This window comes from Limosilactobacillus gastricus DSM 16045, assembly GCF_001434365.1.
Taxonomy (GTDB): domain Bacteria; phylum Bacillota; class Bacilli; order Lactobacillales; family Lactobacillaceae; genus Limosilactobacillus; species Limosilactobacillus gastricus.
The window spans coordinates 17,535-37,656 of the sequence record NZ_AZFN01000002.1 but is presented as its reverse complement, the minus strand read 5'-3'; the positions used below and the strand labels follow the sequence as shown (position 1 = coordinate 37,656).

General features: G+C 42.3%; 18 protein-coding genes, 1 tRNA gene and 1 pseudogene. 3 read left to right on the top strand and 17 right to left on the bottom strand.

Annotated features, from left to right (window positions below):
* Positions 1-4 precede the first annotated feature (4 nt).
* The 7 genes from FC60_RS00850 to FC60_RS00820 form a co-directional block, all read right to left on the bottom strand.
* Positions 5-1,348 (bottom strand): SLC45 family MFS transporter, encoded by a 1,344-nt coding sequence (locus tag FC60_RS00850; RefSeq protein ID WP_056936632.1) that lies wholly within the window; start codon positions 1,346-1,348, stop codon positions 5-7.
* Between the two features lie 213 nt (positions 1,349-1,561).
* A complete protein-coding gene (locus FC60_RS00845; protein WP_056936631.1) occupies positions 1,562-2,506 on the bottom strand; it encodes a LacI family DNA-binding transcriptional regulator in 945 nt (314 codons plus the stop codon).
* A gap of 77 nt (positions 2,507-2,583) precedes the next feature.
* Positions 2,584-3,219, bottom strand: coding sequence for a uracil phosphoribosyltransferase (gene upp / locus FC60_RS00840; RefSeq protein WP_056936630.1), 636 nt, complete (start codon positions 3,217-3,219; stop codon positions 2,584-2,586).
* A gap of 35 nt (positions 3,220-3,254) precedes the next feature.
* Complete coding sequence (locus tag FC60_RS00835) at positions 3,255-4,280, bottom strand: L-threonylcarbamoyladenylate synthase (protein WP_056936629.1); 1,026 nt, start codon at positions 4,278-4,280, stop codon at positions 3,255-3,257.
* Positions 4,281-5,141 carry a peptide chain release factor N(5)-glutamine methyltransferase gene (gene prmC, locus FC60_RS00830; protein ID WP_056936628.1) on the bottom strand — a complete coding sequence of 287 codons (861 nt, stop codon included), beginning with the start codon at positions 5,139-5,141 and terminating at the stop codon, positions 4,281-4,283.
* Entirely contained in the window at positions 5,134-6,222 is a 1,089-nt protein-coding gene (gene prfA / locus FC60_RS00825) for a peptide chain release factor 1 (protein WP_056936627.1), read from the bottom strand. Before prfA ends, prmC begins: the two co-directional genes overlap by 8 nt.
* Entirely contained in the window at positions 6,222-6,815 is a 594-nt protein-coding gene (locus FC60_RS00820) for a thymidine kinase (protein ID WP_056936626.1), read from the bottom strand. Before FC60_RS00820 ends, prfA begins: the two co-directional genes overlap by 1 nt.
* Positions 6,816-6,988: 173 nt before the next feature.
* On the opposite strand from FC60_RS00820, the gene FC60_RS00815 reads away from it, so the two are divergent.
* Genes FC60_RS00815 through FC60_RS00805 form a run of 3 tightly spaced genes read left to right on the top strand, consistent with a single transcriptional unit; the run spans position 6,989 to position 9,345 of the window.
* Complete coding sequence (locus FC60_RS00815; RefSeq protein WP_056936625.1) at positions 6,989-8,326, top strand: Mur ligase family protein; 1,338 nt, start codon at positions 6,989-6,991, stop codon at positions 8,324-8,326.
* Positions 8,326-9,033, top strand: coding sequence for a type 1 glutamine amidotransferase (locus tag FC60_RS00810; protein ID WP_056936624.1), 708 nt, complete (start codon positions 8,326-8,328; stop codon positions 9,031-9,033). The genes FC60_RS00815 and FC60_RS00810 overlap by 1 nt, the downstream gene beginning before the upstream one ends.
* A gap of 9 nt (positions 9,034-9,042) precedes the next feature.
* A complete protein-coding gene (locus FC60_RS00805) occupies positions 9,043-9,345 on the top strand; it encodes a hypothetical protein (protein WP_056936623.1) in 303 nt (100 codons plus the stop codon).
* A gap of 42 nt (positions 9,346-9,387) precedes the next feature.
* Here FC60_RS00805 and cls read toward each other — a convergent pair whose 3' ends face one another.
* The 10 genes and pseudogenes from cls to FC60_RS00755 all read right to left on the bottom strand — a co-directional run bounded on the left by cls (position 9,388) and on the right by FC60_RS00755 (position 20,115).
* Complete coding sequence (cls, locus tag FC60_RS00800) at positions 9,388-10,878, bottom strand: cardiolipin synthase (RefSeq protein ID WP_056936622.1); 1,491 nt, start codon at positions 10,876-10,878, stop codon at positions 9,388-9,390.
* The gene (locus FC60_RS00795; RefSeq protein WP_056936621.1) at positions 10,878-11,888 is read right to left on the bottom strand and encodes a serine hydrolase domain-containing protein; all 1,011 of its coding nucleotides are present in this window, start codon (positions 11,886-11,888) and stop codon (positions 10,878-10,880) included. Before FC60_RS00795 ends, cls begins: the two co-directional genes overlap by 1 nt.
* 80 nt (positions 11,889-11,968) lie before the next feature.
* A pseudogene (locus tag FC60_RS00790) lies at positions 11,969-13,810 on the bottom strand (ABC transporter ATP-binding protein).
* Positions 13,788-15,533, bottom strand: coding sequence for an ABC transporter ATP-binding protein (locus FC60_RS00785; protein WP_056936620.1), 1,746 nt, complete (start codon positions 15,531-15,533; stop codon positions 13,788-13,790). The pseudogene FC60_RS00790 and the gene FC60_RS00785 overlap by 23 nt, the downstream one beginning before the upstream one ends.
* A gap of 1 nt (position 15,534) precedes the next feature.
* On the bottom strand, positions 15,535-15,969 hold the full coding sequence (locus FC60_RS00780; RefSeq protein WP_056936619.1) for a MarR family winged helix-turn-helix transcriptional regulator: 435 nt from the start codon (positions 15,967-15,969) through the stop codon (positions 15,535-15,537).
* Positions 15,970-16,124: 155 nt separating this feature from the next.
* A complete protein-coding gene (locus tag FC60_RS00775; protein WP_056936618.1) occupies positions 16,125-16,613 on the bottom strand; it encodes a hypothetical protein in 489 nt (162 codons plus the stop codon).
* A 122-nt stretch (positions 16,614-16,735) separates the two neighbouring features.
* A tRNA-Gln gene (locus tag FC60_RS00770) sits at positions 16,736-16,808 on the bottom strand.
* Positions 16,809-16,904: 96 nt separating this feature from the next.
* Positions 16,905-18,278, bottom strand: coding sequence for a branched-chain amino acid transport system II carrier protein (brnQ, locus tag FC60_RS00765; protein WP_056936617.1), 1,374 nt, complete (start codon positions 18,276-18,278; stop codon positions 16,905-16,907).
* A gap of 410 nt (positions 18,279-18,688) precedes the next feature.
* Entirely contained in the window at positions 18,689-19,528 is an 840-nt protein-coding gene (locus tag FC60_RS00760; RefSeq protein WP_123383298.1) for an SPFH domain-containing protein, read from the bottom strand.
* A 299-nt stretch (positions 19,529-19,827) separates the two neighbouring features.
* Complete coding sequence (locus FC60_RS00755) at positions 19,828-20,115, bottom strand: DUF2316 family protein (protein ID WP_056936616.1); 288 nt, start codon at positions 20,113-20,115, stop codon at positions 19,828-19,830.
* Positions 20,116-20,122 lie beyond the last annotated feature (7 nt).

Sequence of the window (20,122 nt, the reverse complement as noted above, 5' to 3'; positions counted from 1 at the left end):
TAACTTATGCTTGGTGTGTTTCTTTAATCGTTGCCACTGATAAGGCCCCAATAACCATCACAATCCCGGCTAGCAAGAACATGTTAACTTGTGAACCACCTAACATTGGGAATAGGGCAAAACTAAAGACAGAGGCCACGATCTGTGGAAGACAAATTGATCCGTTGAAGAGACCTAAGTAAGTTCCCATGTGCTTTCCTGATAAGGCGTTGGTAACGATCGTTAATGGGTAAGTGTTCATCCCAGCCCATGCAATTCCGACAAGGGCATAGGAAACGATTAAAGCATATTGGTTATGAATGAAGAAGACAGACAGGAATCCAACCGCTCCTAATAATAAACTACCGGCGTAACCAACCTTGTGGTATTGGTTAGGCACTTTAGCCAAAACATATGACCAAACAACGGCAGCGATAGATTGTACGGCGGCTAATACCCCGTACCAGTTCCCAGCAGCTTGGTAAGCTGCTGACGTGGCATTGGTTGTGTGCCAAACGTTTTGGGCAATTGCCCCGGCTGAATATGTCCATAGGTATTGGAAGGCAAACCAACAGAAGAATTGAACTAAAGTAACCGTCCAGAAGGCTTTTGGTGCCTGCTTTAACAGGGTTAACCAGTTACCACCTTCAGAGTTGTCAGTTTCCGAAATCCCATGATACTTCGCATAAGTAGCTGGATCATATTCCTTAACTCGTAAAATCGTAAAGAGACTGGTAACCACTAATAAGGCTGCCCCCACGTAAAAGGCAATTACCACTGATTGCGGTACAACACCCTTTTTAGCTGTATTGGCCACTCCAAACCAGGTTAGCAAGAATGGGAAGATGGCGGCTAAAACAGCCCCTGTATTAGATAAGAAACTTTGAATCCCATAAGCATAACTCTTTTGCTTATCATTCACCATGTCCCCAACCATCATCTTAAATGGTTGCATCGCAACGTTTGAGGACAGATCCAAGAAGGCAACGGTTACGGCACCAAACCAAAGGGCGGCAAGTGAACCATAACCAAAGCCAAAACTACCCGAATTTGGCAGCAGGATCATGACAATTACGGCCACAATCGTCCCCAGAATTAAGTAAGGTAACCGACGCCCACCCAATTTAGGTGCCCAGGTCCGGTCAGAATAGTAACCAACAATTGGTTGCACAATGATTCCGGCTAATGGTGGCAAAATGAAGAACCATCCCAAATTGTTGGGATCCGCTCCCAAGGTTTGGAAAATCCGTGACATTTGGGAACTTTGTAAGGTAAATGCGGTTTGCACCCCTAGGAAACCGAAGTTAATCATCCAGATCATACTGCGTGATAACATCGGCAACCCAGAAGTTGTTAATTTATTATCCATAAATGTATCTCCTTAGATATCGCTGATCTTTGTAAGCGCTTTACGTACTTTAATATAACAAACCGTCACAGTTTTTGCAAGCGTTTGCGCAAATTTTATGTTATCGATTGCATAAAAAAAGACTGAACAGGGATCCCCTCTTCAGCCCACTATCTTCTGGGTCTACAATTACATTCAAAACCATCAAGCATTCTTACATAATGCCGAATAGTTTTACTGAATATCAAAACCAATCAACTTTTGATGTTGTTGCGGCTTAAATAATAATTTCACTGCTTGTTGCCCGATTAATTTAGGTTGCATATCAACCTTATCAACCTTGAGCCCCGCCATATCAATTAAGCGACTAGAATTAAAACAAACGGTTGGGACTTGATAAATTTCTGAAAGAAAACCAAGGTTATGATAAAAGATCAATAATTCAATATCATCGGCTGCGACAATCCCATCAATCTCTGGATGATCCTCAACAAATTGTCGTAACTGCTGATTAGTTGTCTGTTCACTAATTTGCAGAACTAATTGATCGGCCTCCGGTAATGTTGACCGATAGCCTTCTTCCCGATTTTTTTCATAGTTCCAATGGCCAGTCGAACGAATGAACAAGGGATGGTGCACCTGATACTGCTCCAACAAAAAAATGGTTGCCTTTTTCCCTGCTAATAGGTTGTTATTATCGACAAATCGATCCTTGGGATTATCTGGCGTTCCCACCACCACAAAATTTTGGCCACTCTCGCGTAAGTATTGGGTGACCGGATCATCTTGATAGGAATACAGTACCAAAAAATGGTGAATCTTTGCCTGTTCCACCATCTGTTTAACATTGGTCAGGAGCGCTTCGCTGGTCTGACAGATTGCCACCGATAAAACACGCCCCATCGTTTGGAGTTCAGTATTCATCCCGCGAATCAGATCCAAATGAAAGGGATTGGCTGGCGCATCTTTTTCCGTTACTGGAAAAATTACCCCAACCGCCGTTGATTCTCCACTCGACAATGTTTTCGCACTTTGATTAGGCTGATAGCCTAACTCGTTAGCAATTTTTTCCACCCGATCAATGGTTTTTTGACTGATTCGAGAATTATGGTTCAAGGCTCGCGAAGCCGTCGACACCGAAACTCCGGCGCGTTTTGCAATGTCTTTGATCGTTATCATTAATTTTCTTCCTGTACCCAATCACTAATTACACGAAAACCCCGGAGGTAGTTAGTAACCTTCGAGGTTCAAAATTATTATTTAGTTCCAAATAATCGATCGCCGGCATCCCCTAAGCCTGGCACAATGTAACCATCTTCGTTCAGATGATCATCAAGAGCCGCGGTAAAGATGTCTACATCAGGAAAGGCTTCTTGAATCGCCTTAACCCCTTCAGGAGCTGCCACTAAACTAACGAATTTCATCGCCGTTTCTTTCGCCCCCCGTTTCTTCAAGGCGTCGATTGCCATTACGGCCGATCCCCCTGTAGCCAACATAGGGTCCACAATAAATAACTGCCGTTCGGCAATATCTTCAGGCAATTTCACGAAATATTCATGGGGCTTCAATGTAGTTTCATCACGATACATGCCAATAAACCCAATCTTAGCAGCTGGTATCATTTCCGTAATACCGTCAACCATTCCTAAACCAGCCCGTAAAATCGGAATAATGGCAACCTTTTTCCCCGCTAAAGATTTTTTGGTTGTTTTACAAATCGGAGTTTCAACCTCCACATCTTTTAAGGGCATAGTCCGCGATACTTCATAAGTCATCAAGGTCGAAATTTCCCGAACCGTTTCCCGAAAGACTTTCGTCCCCACGTTTTTATCCCGAATCATTGTTAATTTATGTTGAATTAATGGATGATCCATCACTTCAAATTTTGCCATGGTTATGTTTTCCCTTCATTATTATTACTAGAATCTTAAACCGACTTATTTGTTTTACCCGTAAAATATTGTCCCCCGGCTGATTTATTCAAGCGATTCATATAAGCTTCGCCAACTCCTTGCTTAGCAAAAGTTTGCGCATAAATCGTTTTAATGGTTGGTTGATCATCAAACCAGCGTAAACCGGCAAACAAACGCTGAGCGGCCGAAGCCACATCTTGACCTAAGGAGTATGTCGGAATTTGATCAGCTAAAGCTAATTGCTTTAAATGATCATCCGTTACCAAGACCCCCACGGTGGAATCAGTTAGCCGATCCTTTACAAGCTCCCAATCTTCATCCGCCACCATTAGTACCTGTGCATTGGGGGCATAGTGCTTATACTTCATTCCAGGCGCTTTCGGCGTTTCATTCGCCTTAACTTGATGATGATCAACCCGTAACGGACCGATCACCTGCTCAATTTCGTCTTCGGTCACCACCCCTGGCCGTAAAATAGCAGGTTCATCCGTTGATAAATCAATCACCGTTGATTCGAGGCCAACTTGGGTGGGCCCATCATCCACGATCCCCGCAATTTTGCCCTTTAAATCATGATAAACATGCTGTGCCGTAGTGGGACTAGGTTTCCCGGAAGTATTAGCTGACGGTCCGACAATCGGTACCCCTGCTTGATTAATAAGATCAAGGATTACTTGATTATCCGGCAAACGAAAAGCTACGGTTTGTAAACCACCCGTGACCACTGGATCAAGTACGTTGGGTTTGATTGGCAAAATAATCGTTAACGAACCCGGCCAAAAATGATTCATCAACTTTTGCGCTTTAACGGGAATATCCGCAGCATATTGACCCACCATAGCTGGCGAACTGACGTGAACAATCAAAGGATTATCACTTGGTCGCCCCTTGGCTTGATAGACTTGGCGAACGGCTTGGGGATTAGTTGCATCCGCCCCTAAACCATAAACCGTTTCGGTCGGAAAAGCGACCAATTGCCCTTGCTGAATCAAGTGGGCCGCTTCTGCGATTTGCTGAGGCTGAAAAATTTTAGTTTCCATTTACTTTGCCTGACTTTCTAATAAGTCCCAAACTCTAATCATCCGCATATTACCATTAATATCGTGCCGAGTTTCAATATTCGCTTGAGGCGCAATCCGATTTAATAAAGCTTGAATAGTCACTTCTTGATTAAATCCCGTTTCACCAAAAATTTGGCCACCTACTTTTAGATGCTTTCCAGCTTCTTCAAAAATCCGCCGATAAATCCCCAATCCATGCTCATCCGCATATAAAGCTAAGGGTGGTACATATTCTTTAACCGCTTGGTCCATCAGGCCAACTTCTTGATGATCAATATATGGGGGATTAGTCACAATTAAATCGAATTGATCATCAATTTGCGCAAAGAGGTCACTTTCGATTTGACGCAAATTGGTTTCATGTAATCGCTGGTTAGCCTTGGCTACCCGAAGTGCAGCTGGTGAAATGTCGCTTAAAGTTACTTGCCAGTTAGGCCGTTCCAAAGCTAAGGTAATCCCGATCACTCCACTTCCAGTCCCTAAATCCAGGACATTTAATGGCTGATCATCCGCATAATAATTAAGCACCCACTCAATTAGTTCTTCCGTCTCGCTCTCAGGAATTAACACATCCTGATTAACAATGAAGGTGCGACCAAAAAAAGGGGCCTTCCCAACAACATATTGTGGTGGCACATGATTAGCGATCTGTTGAACCGCCTTTTGATAGCGTACCACCTCATCATCCGGCATCATTTCTCGATTATGACTAATTAATTGGGTGTAAGTCCAATCATGAATCATCGAGAGAATAAAAGCAGGTGATTGTAGATCCATCCCTGTATCCGCCAATTGATTAATCGCCCACTGCTGGGCTTCAAAATAGGTCCACTTACTCATTACGTAATTGCTCTAACTTCTCAGTTTGGTCCGCAATGATTAAAGCTTCGATAATTTCGTCTAAATCGCCTGCTAACACTTTGTCCAATTTATTTAAGGTTAGACCAATCCGATGGTCAGTTACCCGGTTTTGCGGGAAGTTGTAGGTCCGGATCCGTTCTGACCGGTCCCCTGTCCCAATAGCTTTTTTCCGGTTAGCGTCATATTCACTTTGTTCTTGTTGTTGATAATAATCATAGACCCGGGACTTTAAAATCCGCATGGCCTTGGCCCGGTTTTGTTGTTGTGACCGTTCATCTTGCATTGCCACCACAATTCCCGTTGGTAAGTGGGTCATACGGACGGCGGAAGAAGTCTTGTTAATGTGTTGACCACCGGCCCCAGATGAACGATAGACATCAACCCGGATATCCTTATCGTCTAAATCAATTTCCACGTCTTCAGCTTCTGGCATCACTCCGACGGTCGCAGTTGACGTGTGGACCCGGCCGGCTGATTCGGTTACTGGCACCCGTTGGACCCGGTGTGCCCCATTTTCGAATTTTAGCTTGGAATATACATTATCGCCCGTAATCATCAAGACGATTTCTTTAAAACCGCCCACTTCAGTAGCCGTTTGATCAACTACTTCGACTTGCCAACCTTGATTTTCCGCATACCGAACGTACATGTTATAAAGGTCCCCAGCAAAGAGACTGGCTTCATTCCCACCGGCAGCTCCCCGGATTTCCATGATGATGTTTTTATCGTCATTGGGGTCTTTCGGAATTAATAATACTTCGAGTTCATCTTGTAATTGACTTTGTTCCAGTTTAGCGTCGGATAATTCTTCCTTGGTTAACTCCAACAACTCAGGGTCATTCGTTTCCCGTAATAATTCTTCGTCATCATCAATGGTTTGCGTAACTTCTTTATAGCGATTGTACTTTTCAACCGTTTCGCGCAAACTTCCTTCTTCTTTGGATAATTTCATGAACCGTTGGGTATCCGCAATGACTTCCGGATCACTAATCAATTCATTCAATTCTTCATAACGATCGACGACCGCTTGTAATTTATCAAAGACTTCAGAAATTTCCATTAATCTTTTTCCTCCGTTTCACATGGTAAGTCCGGATGAAAGTAGTGTTTCCGACAAACTGGATAGTAGCTTTCATTGCCTCCAATTTGAATCTGCTCACCTTCATAGACTGGTTTACCATTATTAATCCGTAAGTTCATTAAAGCTTTGTGAGAACAGAACCAACAAATGGTTTTGATTTCTTCAATTTTATCGGCATAAATCAAGAGGTACTTGGAACCTTCAAACAATTCATTCCGAAAATCATTTTTCAAACCATAAGCCATGACGGGAATATTTAACTCATCCACCACTTTGGCTAATTGCACAATGTGTTCACGCTTCAAAAATTGCGCTTCATCAACCAGGACACAATAAATCTGTTGGTCAGTTTGTTTGATTAAATCAAACACGTTCGTTTCAGCATAAATTGGTGTTACTTCGCGTTCCAAACCAACCCGACTGGCAATCATCCCTTGACCGGACCGGTCATCCACGCCGCTGGTCATTAACAGGACCGGTTTGCCTTGTTCTTCATAATTATGAGCCACTTTGAGAATATCCATTGATTTTCCCGAATTCATTGCCCCATATTTAAAAAATAATTGTGCCATTAGTCCTCACCCATCTTTACTTGAACATTTGCATAGCGATTTAATTATAGCCGATTAAGATCAACTTTCATAGCGCAATCGTTAATTTCGCGAAAAGTGGTGGATTGCTTTCCTTTTTAGTCCGAATCCCTTAAAATTAGTTCGATAATATGTTCAAGTAAAAGGAAAATATCATGTCAATTCGTTCTTCAATTGCTGAAATTGCCGGTCGATCCAGTTACTGGTTTTTACATTCTTTCTTCCATGGTGGCAGCTCCTTACCGGGGAAAATTACTACACGAATCGATCCCAATATTTTAAAGGCCTTTTCTCAAAAATACGATGTCGTGATCGTCACTGGAACCAATGGGAAAACCTTAACCACTGCACTAAGTGTCCGGGTAGCTCAAGAAAAGTATCAACAAGTCCTGACCAACCCAACTGGTTCTAACATGACCCAAGGAATTGTGACCACCTTCATCACCGCTCCTAAGGCTAAGCAAAAAGGGTTAGCCGTGATCGAAGTTGATGAAGCCTATGTTGTGCAAATCACTCGACAAATTACGCCGATTGCCTTCGTCTTCACTAACCTTTTTCGAGATCAAATGGATCGTTATGGCGAAATCTACACCACTTATGACAAAATCCTAAAAGGAGTGGCCTTAGCGCCTAAAGCTACGATTATTGCTAACGGTGATGATCAGATTTTTAATACTAAAGAGCTGCCAAATCCAATCATTTATTTTGGTTTTGCCAACAATAGTTCAGCTGACCTTCAAGCTCCTGCAAATACTGATGGCTTGCTTTGTCCTAAATGTCATCATATTTTGCACTATCATAAAATCGTCTATGCCAACTTAGGTGATTACTATTGTCCGCACTGTGGTTTCAAACGTCCGGAATTAACTTATCAAGTGACTGACATCAAGCAATTGACCCCTACCAGTTCCGAAGTTGAAATCGACGGGGATGCATACCACATCGGGATTGGGGGCGTTTATAACATTTATAATGCCTTAGCTGCATACTCCTTAGGACGCTTTTTAGGAGTCCCGGCAGAGCAAATCCAACATGCTTTTGCTTCAGACAAAAAAGTCTTTGGTCGCCAAGAAGTGATCCCAATCGACGATAAAGAAGTTACTTTGATTCTCGTGAAGAATCCGGTTGGCTTAAACCAAGTTCTAGATATGATCTTAACGGATCCCGAACCTTTCAGTTTTGGTTTCTTATTAAACGCTAACTACGCTGATGGGATTGACACCAGTTGGATTTGGGATGGAAACTTTGAAAAACTCCTTGACCACGATATTCCGCAATTTATGACGGGGGGAGAACGCTATAAAGATATCTCGACTCGCTTAACAATGGCGGGAATTGACGAAATGTGGACCTGCCCAGATTTAAACCAGGTGATCGATCAAATTAAACAAATGCCAACCAAACACGTTTATTTACTGGCGACCTATACCGCAGTCCTACAGGTTCGTAAATTGTTGGCAGATGAGCACTATATTCAAGGGGGGATGGATTAATGGCTTCTTATCATTTAAGATTAGCTCATTTGTATGGCGATCTTTTAAATACATATGGGGATGTCGGCAACATCACCGCCTTAAAATATTATGCACAACAAATGGATACTGAAATAGACGTCCAAGTAATTAGTATTGAGAATGATTTTGACCCCGATCAATTCGACCTTGCCTTCTTCGGTGGTGGGCAAGATTATGAACAAATGATTGTTTCTCAAGATATCCAAACCAAAAAAGCCGCCATTGAAAAATTTATCGATGACGAAAAGCCAATGTTAGCGATTTGTGGTGGTTACCAATTACTCGGTCATTACTATATCGGTGCCAACGGAGAGAAAATCCAAGGTATTGGGGTCTTAGATCATTACACCCTCAGCCAGGACAACCACCGTTTTATTGGAGATATTGAAATTAAAAACGAACTTACTGGTGAAATATACCATGGCTTTGAAAACCATAATGGACGAACCTTTATTGATGAAAGTGAACGTCCACTCGGTAAGGTGGTTTCTGGTAACGGCAATAATGGCGAAGACCAAACTGAAGGTGCCATTTACAAACAAACTTATTGTACATATTTCCACGGCCCGATCTTAACGCGAAATGGTCAGCTGGCTAAACGGATCTTACTCCAGGCCCTTCGGAAAAAATATCCGACGGCTGATTTTTCCAAACAAGAAGCTTTGGAAATTAAACCAACTTTTTAAGGAGCATCAATGACTGCTTATACTACTATCATTACTATCTTTATCATTATTTATCTCGCCGAAAGTGTGTATGAAGTTCGCTTGTACACCTTCTTAAACGCCCATAGTCAATCGCCTAGCGTCGCTAATAGCAACCCGCGCCTGGGGCAAGTAATTAAGCTTGAGCGTTGGTGGAACTGGATTTCCTGGCTATTTATTATTGTCATAATTTTTACCTCTGATTTAATCAGCTTTGTCTTAATTGATCTTTTGGTATTAATTGAAACCATCGTCTTAATTCTAATGAATCAAATTCGACACCAGTATAACTAACAAAATGCCCAGCAACTAAGTTTCAGTTGCTGGGCATTTTGTTTATAAAATTGGTGCTAAGAGGCGACAAAAGTATTGTTTCAACTTCAACCACCTAGATTGATTAGCGAAATAATCGGTGGTTAATAGGGTCGACTGCTTTAAATCGGCTTCAAAAATTGCTTTTAAGTGCCCCGCTAATTGATGATCATAAGTAAAGGCGTTCACTTCAAAATTCAACTTGGCACTCCGATAATCTAAATTGGCCGAACCAACTGAGGCAATATTGTTACCCGAGACCATCGTCTTCGCATGTAAAAAGCCATGATTATACTTATAGACTTTGACCCCATTATCAGTCAGATACTTGGCAAAATATTCGGTCGCCCGATAGACAAAGGGGTGATCCGGCATGCAAGGGATCATGATGCGGACATCTACCCCTTCCTTAGCCGCCACAATCAATGATTCCAGAATCGAATCTTCGGGAATCAAATATGGGGTTTGAATATAAACATACTGTCGCGCCTGACTAATAATTCCTTGATAACCCCGACGAATCGCATAGTTCTCATTATCAGGACCCGAAGAAACAATTTGCATTGGCACCCCTTGGGAGCGACTCTCGTATTCGGCCAAACGTTCAAACTGAGTCCGCATATAATCGGCATCAATATCAATCCGCGTCTTCTTTGTCCGCCGACAAGTTGTGTTCCAATCCATCATAAAGCGAATTTGCATCATGGCCGTGGCTGAACCTGTTACCCGCAGATGCGTATCCCGCCAATAACCGAACTTCGGATCTTCGCCAACATATTGGTCACCGATATTAAAGCCCCCAATATAGCCGATATTCCCATCAATAATGACGAGCTTCCGGTGAAGGTGATAATTCAAACGGGGACTTGAAAACAGAGCTTTAGAAGAAGAAATAAAAGCTTGGGCTTCCCCACCCAGTCGTTCTAGATATTGAAAGAATCGATAATTAGTCCCCCGGGAACCACCCAAGTCATAAAGCACTCGGACCTCAACGCCGCGCCGTGCGGCCTCTTCCAGGGCATGTAACACCCGTCTTCCCAAATGATCAGACGAGAAGGTATAGTACTCAATGTGAACCTGGGTCGTTGCTTGATTAATATCCTGAATTAATTGATCAAACTTTTCATTACCATCCGTATACAATTGCACCTGGTTTCCTTGGGTTAAGATGGCCTCGTCCGTTTCTAGTAATAAATTCGATAACAGCAAATCTCGCTCCAGATTTTTCCGCTTGGTTAAGAGCGAGCGACTGCGGATCAGGTTTTGTTGTTGAACTTTGAAATCGTCCATGACGGCCTTTTGTTCGTGCCGAATATTAAAGATTTGGTCCTTACTTAACTTTCGACCGACAAATAAATAGAAAATAAAGCCAATGATTGGCAGGAAGGTTAAAACCATTAACCAAGCCCAAGTGACCGCAATATCGCGCCGATCCCGAAAGACCGTCCAGATCGCCAAGATGGTGTTTGAGATAATTATGATCCATAAAGAATGACTTAATAACAATAAAAACATTAATTTTCCTCTTTTTCCCCTAAATAAGTAGCCATAACTTGATCCCGCAGATCTAAGAATTGATCATTCTGACCATTCGGATAGACCCGATTTGATAAAACGATTAATGCTTGATTTTGTTTGAAATCAACCATCACCCAGGTACCAGTAAAACCGGTATGGGTTACCACAAAATGATGGTCCGGCGCTGTTGCATGCATTAATTTCCACCCTAATCCCCGTAGGTGGTGACCAGGCATCGCTGTTTGATCAGTTTGCATCATTGAAGTTAAAGATGGCTCAATTATTTCTTTTAGATTATTAGCTAACCATAAAGAAAGTAATTGTTGAACCCCATCCAAGGTCCCAAAAAGGCCCGCACTCCCACACTGATTTTTTAAGATCCGAGCTTTCGGATCATGAACAATTCCCTGGAACCGTTCCCCTGCTAGATCGGCTGTGGGGACCGCTAACTGCGAATCAGGATGAAAGGTTAATCCCGCAATCTCGAGTGGTTGGATCAGTCTTTGCTCGATAACGGTTTGAATTGGTTGTCCTAAGATACTCTCAACAATCCATCCTAAATATAAATAATTAGTATCACTATAGCGAATGAGGCGACCTAAATTATCCCCACTCATTTGGGTGCTTAATAGGGCCGTCTTCAATTCCGGGGCCGTTAACTGATTACGATGAGGAATGTAACCATCCATCACTGACGTATGGGTTAACAAGTGCCGAATTGTTAATCGCGAATCTTGAACAATCGGTAGATATTTATTTACCGGATCATTTAAAGACAAAGCATGCTGTCCCAACAAGTTTAAGACCACTGGTAAAGTTCCCAACACCTTCGTTAGCGATGCTAAATCAAAGAAATGTTTAGCGTTTACAGAGTGATTAGCTTTGCCATCCGTCGTACCAAAAAATGCCTGGTGGTCCCCTCGTGGATCAATAATTGCCATTGCTAAAGCCGGCACAATTCCTTGATCGACCATTGTTTTTAAACTTACCTGCGTCTTTTGATACATTCTAAAATCTCCTCTTGGTCATCATTATACAAAAAACGGCGCTGTGAATAAACACAACTCCGTTACTTATCGATAAATATTTAAATATCTGCACCCAAAAATTGACTATTATACAGATCGGCATAAAAACCGTTTTGGTCCATTAGGGAATCATGATTACCCGTTTCGATGATATGACCATGATTCATGACAATAATTCGGTCGGCATTTCGAATCGTTGAAAGCCGGTGAGCAACCACAAAACTGGTCCGGTGCTGTTGAATATCGTTCATCGCATTTTGGATCAAAGTTTCAGTACGAGTATCAACGGAACTAGTCGCTTCATCCAGAATCAATACTTCCGGATTAGCTAAGAACGCCCGGGCAATCGTTAACAATTGTCGCTGTCCTTGCGAAATATTTGATGCTGTTTCGTCTAAGACGGTTTGGTAACCTTCCGGCAACTGCCGAATAAAGCTATCGGCATGGGCCTGGCGAGCTGCTTCATAGACTTCTTCTTCCGTAGCATCTTCGCGACCATACTTAATGTTATCAAAGATCGTCCCGGTGAAAAGCCAGGTATCCTGGAGAACCATCGAAATACGTTGTCGGACCTCTTGCCGCGTCATCGAACGGGTATCTTGACCATCTAAATAAATGTGACCAGCATCAACATCGTAAAAGCGCTCTAACAGATTGATGATCGTGGTTTTACCAGCTCCAGTTGGACCGACGATCGCGACCATATGATCTTTTTCCGCACTCAAATTAAAGTCCTCAATTAGTGGTTCATCCCCATATGAAAAGGCAACATCCTTAAACTCGATCTTAGGTTGTGGAGCCGGTAAGACCGTAGTATCAAGTAATTGGTTATCCATTTCTGCCTCATCTAGCACCGTAAAGATCCGTTCTGCCGAGGCAATCGTTTGTTGAATCGTGCTCGACAAGTTCGCAATTTGGGTGATGGGTTGTGAGAACTGGTTAGTGTATTGGAGAAAAGCTTGCACATTCCCCAAGGTAATTTGCCCATGTGCTACTTCAATCGTTCCCACAATTGCCACCATCAGATAGCCTAAATTACGGACAAAGGCCATCAATGGGTACATGAGGATTGAGAAGAATTGCGCCTTCCAAGCGGCTTGATAGTAGCGTTGGTTGTTTTCCGCAAATTTATCTTCTTCATCCGTTTCTTTATTAAAGGTCCGCACAATGGTATGACCAGCATAAATTTCTTCGACCTGGTCATTAAGTTTCCCTAAAGTAGCTTGTTGATGGGCAAAGAGCCGTTGGGCCGTTGGTGCAACTAAGGCAATTACAATGGCACTTAATGGTAAGGTGATACAAGCAACCAAGGTTAACTTCCAACTTATTGATAGCATCATACCCAAGACCCCAACAAAGGTGATAATACTAGTCACAATTTGAATCAATCCTTATTGTAAAGTCCCCGAAATATTATCCATATCGTTGACCATCCGACTCATTAAATCACCATTTGAATGTTGATCATAGTACTTGATCGGTAACCGACCCATTTTTTCTTTAAAATCTTGTCGGAGATTATAAACGACCTTTTGTGAGATCCAAGTCATCAGAACTTGCTGTCCGAAGGAGAACAAACCAGACAAGATGTAGAGGGCAACAACAATTAAACAAATTTGTCCCACATGATTAAAATCAATCGGATATTTAGTGATATGCAGGCCCAACTTCATTTGTTGAACCCCTTTTAAAATCCCGTCATATATATCAGTCGTGGCTTGACCTAAAATCTTTGGGGAAACGATATTTAAGGCCACCGAAACAATGGCCATTAAAATCGAAAGCAGCACGCCCCATTTCCAAGGTCGGAGATATGAAATTAAGCGTTTCGTGGTTGGCCAGAAATGGCGCGCCTTTTCAACTGGTTTTCCTCGACGATTACCGTTGCGCACGTTCAACATCTCCTTCCTGAATTTGTGAGTCAATAATTTCTTGATAGACCTGATTATGGGCCTTGAGCTCAGCGTGGGTTCCTTGACCGACTACTTTCCCGTCATCTAAGACTAAGATTAAGCCAGCATCAACTACGGTCGATACCCGTTGTGCGACAATCACGTTAATAGCTGACCGCATAGCTGGATCTTCCCGTAAGGCAGCTCGCAATTTAGCATCAGTCTTGAAGTCTAGAGCTGAGAAGGAATCGTCAAAAATATAAATCGAGGCTGGTTTGATTAAAGTTCTAGCGATCGCCAACCGTTGTCGTTGACCACCCGAGAAATTGTCCCCATTTTCTTCCACGATTGCATCCAAGCCCCCCGTTTCTTCAACAAAATCACGGGCTTGGGCGATTTCTAAAACGCGCCACATATCTTCTTCAGTCGCATTTGGATTCCCAAACAAGAGATTGGAGCGGATCGTTCCTGTAAAAAGAATGGCTTTTTGTTGGGTAATGGAAATCAACGAATGTAAATCATGTTGCGACAACTTAGTAATATCTTGATTATTTACCTCAATCCGCCCGCGTTCAATATTAAAGAGATGCGGAATCAGATTAACGAGGGTAGATTTCCCTGACCCCGTCCCACCAATAATGGCTAAGGTCTGTCCAGCCTTGACATCAAAATTCAGATCCGTTAAGGCTAATTCATCTGCGCCTTCATACCGAAAATCAACATGATCAAACTTCAAGTCAGCTGCTTGTTTTGAGTCTAAAGCTACTTCATTCTCCGGATCATCAACCACACTCGAATCGGTATCTAATACTTGATTAATCCGCGCTGCTGATGCAGAAGCCCGTGGTACGAAGACAAAGATCATCGATAACATCATGAATGAAATCATAATTTGGGTCGAATAAGTCATAAAGGAGACTAGGTTCCCAACTTGCATCGACATATTAGCAATATAATGAGCGCCCAACCAAGTAATCCCAACATTCGTCATACTTAAGATCAGGGTCATAATCGGCATCAAAAATGATACTAAGGTGAAAGCCTTGATCCCAGTATTAGTATAATCAGCATTGGCTAGACGGAACCGATCTTGTTCCCGCTGGTCTTGATTAAGGGCCCGTATAACTCGGACCCCCGTTAAACCTTCGCGAAAGACTAAGTTAATCCGATCAGTCTTAGTCTGAATGCTCTTAAATAATGGCACGGCAAAGACCATGATAATGATCATAGCTAAGGCTAAAATAGGTAAAGAAATCAAAAAAATCTTGGTTAGACGTGGCTCTTGGTTATAAGCAATGATGATCGCCCCAACTAGCATAATCGGCGACATCAACATCATCCGTAACATTTGTACCAGGACATTTTGAACTTGGACGACATCGTTCGTGGAACGGGTAATTAAAGAAGAATCCCCAAAGTCACTCATTTCTTTACTGGAAAAGGTTAAAACATGCTTAAAAATATCCTGCCGTAATTTTTGCCCAACTTTCATTGATTGCGTTGAAGCAAAGTAGACATTTACTGCGGAACCAGCCAAGCCCACAAAAGCTACTAAAAGCATAATAGCTCCCTGATGCCATATATAATTAAAATCTTGCTGTAAGACCCCTTTATTAATCAGGTCTGACGTCACGGTTGGTAAATATAAATCTGACGCTACCTGAATACACAAACAGACGACAGCAATGGTTACGGCCAACCAATTAAAATATTTTCTGGCAATCCGAATCATTTTATTTCTGAATGCCCCTTTCTATTAATGCTTGCAAATTAGTATTTAATTTCTGACAAATTTGAATCAAAGTCTGCTTTTCTTCTACTGACAGGGAATTAAGCAGGGCTTGTTGGAAACGTTGATGTTCCTTCGCTAATTGTTGGGAACGTTTTTGCCCTAAAGTCGTTAATTTAACCCGAATAATTCGTCGATCCTGTTGATCCCGCTGGCGCTCAACTAAACCATCACGTTCCATCCGTTCAATCGTTTCCGTCAACGAAGCCGGTTTTAACGCCGCTAACTCGGCCAGTTCGCGTTGGGAAACTCCTGGATGTTGATCGAGCAATCGAATAATCTTGCCTTGACCATACATGACATATTTAGGATGGCGCTGGGATAACATTCTCAAATCATGGACAAACCGAATCACTAATTCGACAATCTCATCATCCATACTATGCCTCCTCATTTAATCGTATGGAACCTAACCTTTAGGTACCTAACTATAGTAATTCTACTCAGATTCATTTGATTGTCAAAGATATTGATTGGCAAAAAAGCACAAAAATAGAGTTTGGAATTTTCCAAACCCTATTTCCATATCAAAATTTATTGATTACTATTTTCACTTACTGAACCCGTCGATGGGTTGTATGTATAAGTACCATTTAAATGTGCAATATTTGGATCGCCATCCGTACTGCGCACATCAACTTGGTAAGTACCATCAGAATTTTGCACGGCCACTAAACTCTGATCTTGATTCAAACTTACTCCACTGTCTTTAACAAAGGAATTATAAACATCTGAACTAACATTACTGTTAGCAACACTGGAAGAATCATTATTTACCGTTGCTGAACTATTTACTGAAGTGGCGGTCGTGCTTTGACTGGTTGTACTACTCGTTGAACTAACTTGACTTTGTGAGCTGGCTTGTTTAGCCGTTTTCGCCTTAGTTGATGAACTAATAACACTTGACGTTTTGACATTACTATCATGACTAGTTACGGCTTGATTGGTGGTTGCACAGCCGGCAAGGCCAATTGTTAAAGCTAATACCAACAGACTAGTTATAGTTTTTTTAGTGGTTTTCATGAGTCCTTACCCCCATCCCCCTCTTTTATTATCTTTATTGTAACATTTATGTAACAAAAACGTAACAATATTTACAAAATAAACAAAAAAAGATGTGACCCTTAAGTCACATCTTGAAAAGATTGGGCATACTGGATTCGAACCAGTGCATTATGGATTCAGAGTCCACTGCCTTACCACCTTGGCGAATGCCCAATAAATTGAACATTACATAGTATAAACATTTGCCAAGTAATAATCAATCTTTTTTTAAGTTACCCCGCTAAAAAGTTCCTGCTCTGAAGTCGGGGATTATACTTCCCGAGATAATACTCGTTTCCGGCCATAGGCAAAGTGAACTAATAAACCTAATACTAAACCAATTAGGTCTGGAACTAACCACGACATCCCTAAATCGGATAATGGTAACATGGAACGCCAGGCTGCAACCATTTTACCAAAGGCACTAGCACTAACCACACTTGGGAAGGAAACTACCATATCACCAAGAGCTGGAACAACCGTAAAGACTACTACAAATAAGTAAACCCATGGGTCGCGGTGGAATAATGGTGAACACACTGATAACAAGATCAAGACTAGTACTAATGGGTATAAGAACATTAGCATTGGGGTCGACCATGCTAATAATGTATCGAGACCAAAGTTAGCGAATAAGAATGAAGCTAAGGTCGTTAAGAATAACCACATATGGTAAGAAATTTGTGGGAAATGCTTATGGAAATCTTGAGCAAAAGCTGCCACTAATCCGACTGCCGTCGTCAAACAAGTAACAGCGATTAAGACGGCTAAAACTGCTTGACCAAAAGCACCACCGTAGTAATTAACGATTTGCGTAAAAGCTACCCCACCATCAGCTGACAACTTAAACTTACCTAAAGACATTGCCCCGGCAACGATCAACAGGAGATAGATAACGGCAACTCCAGCCATCCCTAGGGCACCAGACTTGGCAACCACTCGGGCAACATCATTATCACGTTTTTGTCCCATTTGCCGGACGGCGTGCACCACGGTTACCCCGAAGGCTAAGCCCGCTGGCGCATCCATCGTGTTGTAGCCTTGCAAGAATCCATTCACGAACGCCCCATGCACATAATCTGACGTGGCTTGGGCTGTCATCGGATTACCCAGTGGCCGTAAAAAGGCGACCAAAAACATAATGAAGAGCAAAGCTAAGAACATTGGATTTAGAACCCGCCCAACATTACTTAAAATGCTATTTTCACGATAAGCAAAGAAAAAGGCTAAGGCAAAGAAAACCGCGGAGTAGATTAGAAGGGCCATCCCTTCGTTCCCTTTGGAAACAAATGGCGCAATCCCCACGGTAAAGGAGACTGAAGCGGTCCGGGGCGTCCCAAACAAAGGACCAATTGTCGCGTGAATCAAAACCATAAAGACGATTGCAAAACCAGCACCTAATGGCTTCCCAATATCATAAACCCCTTCGGCCCGGGTAACCGCGATGGCTAAAACTGACAACAAGGGCAATACCACCCCCGTTACCAAGAAACCAACCGTCGCTGAGACCCAATAACCCCCAGCTAATTGACCTAAGTGGAGTGGGAAAATTAAATTCCCGGCTCCAAAGAATAAACCGAATAAAAGCGAAGCAACCACTAAATATTCTTTCCAGGTTAACTTACGCGATGTGAGATCATTCATAATAATCTACTCCTTCAAAAATATATTATTATTTATTCTTGGCACAAAAAAGACGCCCCCTAATCAGTCTATCCTGATTAAGGGGCGTCAATCCGCGGTACCACCCTTAGGTCCAGGTACCATCACTAGTACCTACTTACTGTGTACGGCAAAAATGCGATACACGCACACGATAATGGGTGTTCCCACCGGGCCTTGGTTGGCGCGGACTCAAAAGTGATTTTCAGTTCATGAAGATCTGATTCCCTCTCACCTAACGGAACTCGCTGACAGATTCATCAACCTACTCTTCTTTCTCATTGTGCTCGAATAATTAATCTATGGTAAGTACCATAATCTAACTATCATTAAATGTCAATAAAATTTAATGATTTTCTTAAAATAATTAAGTAACGAAGTTGTTTTACTTGCTATTCTCCCGTATTTATCACTGGTTGGGTCCCCCGTTCGGAGATTATCGCAACCATGATATTGTTAATAACTTGTAATTTTTGTTCATCAGTTAAGGATAAATTGGTCTCTTTAGCCAGGCGATCAATAGCGTCTTCAGTAATTTTAACCGCCCCTTCAACGATAATTTTCCGCGCTGAAAGAATCGCTGTTGATTGTTGTTTTTGGAGCATAGCTGCCGCGATTTCCGTTGCATAGGCCAGGTGCGTTAATCGCGTTTCGACGACTTCGACTCCGGCGACCCGTAAGCGTTCTTGTAATTCTTGAGTTAAACGTTGCGAAACCTCCGTCGGATTTCCCCGTAAGGTTAGTTGATCATCGCCCTCCAATGTGTCATAGGGATATTCGCTGGCCACGTGTCGCACCGCCGATTCACTTTGAATTTCCACGAATTGTCCATAATCTTCCACTGCAAAGCGAGCTTGAGCTGTATCGACAACCTTATAAACCACAACGGCCGCAATTTCGACTGGATTCCCCATCATGTCGTTAACTTTAATCACGGCACTGTTGAAGTTATCAATCCGTAAGGAGACCTTTTGGTGCATCGTAAAAGGGAAGGTCATAAATAACCCTGGCTCGCGAATCGTCCCCAAATAAGAGCCAAAAAAGGTTAAGACAACTGCTTCATTGGGCTGTACAATCACCAAGCCGGACGAAAAGATTAACGACAGGATGAATAAGATCACAGCCAAAACGACCGAACTAAAGAAGGTCCAAATCGACAAAGCCAATAAAGCCAAGGCAATTAATAAGCCTGCATAACCGTTAATATGAAAGACATTCTTTTCCTTAATCATCATGAATTTCCTCCCAGTAATTCAAAATATTTTTGTATATTATACCAGAACCGCCTAACAAGCAGCACGGTGGAAACGGTTGTCCAATGTGCGAAATTGACAGCTGGTGGTGTTATATTCTCATAAGATACCAGTTGGCCTAAAATTTCGATTTAGCGTGCCGAATTTTGATTAATCGCTCGTGATAAGATTGCTTGCTGGATATTTTTATCCATTACTGTCTACTCCATATCTCAAGTAATACAAAAAGCCACCATGATACGTTGTCAATTAACGTATATGATGACTTTTAATACCAGCTATTTTCCCCGCCAAGGCGTCCGATAAGCAAACCACCGATTAGCGGAATGGTTAGCAAGTTTCGACCATGGATAAACAGCTCGCCCAGACTGGACTAACATATCTTCAAGATAATCCCGAACCTGCCAAACGTCCCCCGGTTGTGGGTGATCCATCGTAAGAACTGCTTGGATTGCCGCTTTAGATAATTCAGCTTCTTGACTAACTCGATCCAAATCATATCCCAGGCGACGGAAGTTTTCTTGAAGTTCCTGGCGGGTATTTTGAACTTCACGTGGTGTTAACATACAATCT

Bases quoted from the DNA above. Each gene is read 5' to 3' on its own strand.
- brnQ (WP_056936617.1), bottom strand. From the start codon at position 18,278: ATGAATGATCTCACATCGCGTAAGTTAACCTGGAAAGAATATTTAGTG.
- FC60_RS00795 (WP_056936621.1), bottom strand. From the start codon at position 11,888: ATGTATCAAAAGACGCAGGTAAGTTTAAAAACAATGGTCGATCAAGGA.
- FC60_RS00755 (WP_056936616.1), bottom strand. From the start codon at position 20,115: ATGTTAACACCACGTGAAGTTCAAAATACCCGCCAGGAACTTCAAGAA.
- FC60_RS00815 (WP_056936625.1), top strand. From the start codon at position 6,989: ATGTCAATTCGTTCTTCAATTGCTGAAATTGCCGGTCGATCCAGTTAC.
- FC60_RS00810 (WP_056936624.1), top strand. From the start codon at position 8,326: ATGGCTTCTTATCATTTAAGATTAGCTCATTTGTATGGCGATCTTTTA.
- FC60_RS00780 (WP_056936619.1), bottom strand. From the start codon at position 15,969: ATGGATGATGAGATTGTCGAATTAGTGATTCGGTTTGTCCATGATTTG.
- cls (WP_056936622.1), bottom strand. From the start codon at position 10,878: ATGTTTTTATTGTTATTAAGTCATTCTTTATGGATCATAATTATCTCA.
- FC60_RS00785 (WP_056936620.1), bottom strand. From the start codon at position 15,533: ATGATTCGGATTGCCAGAAAATATTTTAATTGGTTGGCCGTAACCATT.
- upp (WP_056936630.1), bottom strand. From the start codon at position 3,219: ATGGCAAAATTTGAAGTGATGGATCATCCATTAATTCAACATAAATTA.
- FC60_RS00760 (WP_123383298.1), bottom strand. From the start codon at position 19,528: ATGATTAAGGAAAAGAATGTCTTTCATATTAACGGTTATGCAGGCTTA.
- FC60_RS00805 (WP_056936623.1), top strand. From the start codon at position 9,043: ATGACTGCTTATACTACTATCATTACTATCTTTATCATTATTTATCTC.
- prmC (WP_056936628.1), bottom strand. From the start codon at position 5,141: ATGAGTAAGTGGACCTATTTTGAAGCCCAGCAGTGGGCGATTAATCAA.
- FC60_RS00820 (WP_056936626.1), bottom strand. From the start codon at position 6,815: ATGGCACAATTATTTTTTAAATATGGGGCAATGAATTCGGGAAAATCA.
- FC60_RS00850 (WP_056936632.1), bottom strand. From the start codon at position 1,348: ATGGATAATAAATTAACAACTTCTGGGTTGCCGATGTTATCACGCAGT.
- prfA (WP_056936627.1), bottom strand. From the start codon at position 6,222: ATGGAAATTTCTGAAGTCTTTGATAAATTACAAGCGGTCGTCGATCGT.
- FC60_RS00775 (WP_056936618.1), bottom strand. From the start codon at position 16,613: ATGAAAACCACTAAAAAAACTATAACTAGTCTGTTGGTATTAGCTTTA.
- FC60_RS00845 (WP_056936631.1), bottom strand. From the start codon at position 2,506: ATGATAACGATCAAAGACATTGCAAAACGCGCCGGAGTTTCGGTGTCG.
- FC60_RS00835 (WP_056936629.1), bottom strand. From the start codon at position 4,280: ATGGAAACTAAAATTTTTCAGCCTCAGCAAATCGCAGAAGCGGCCCAC.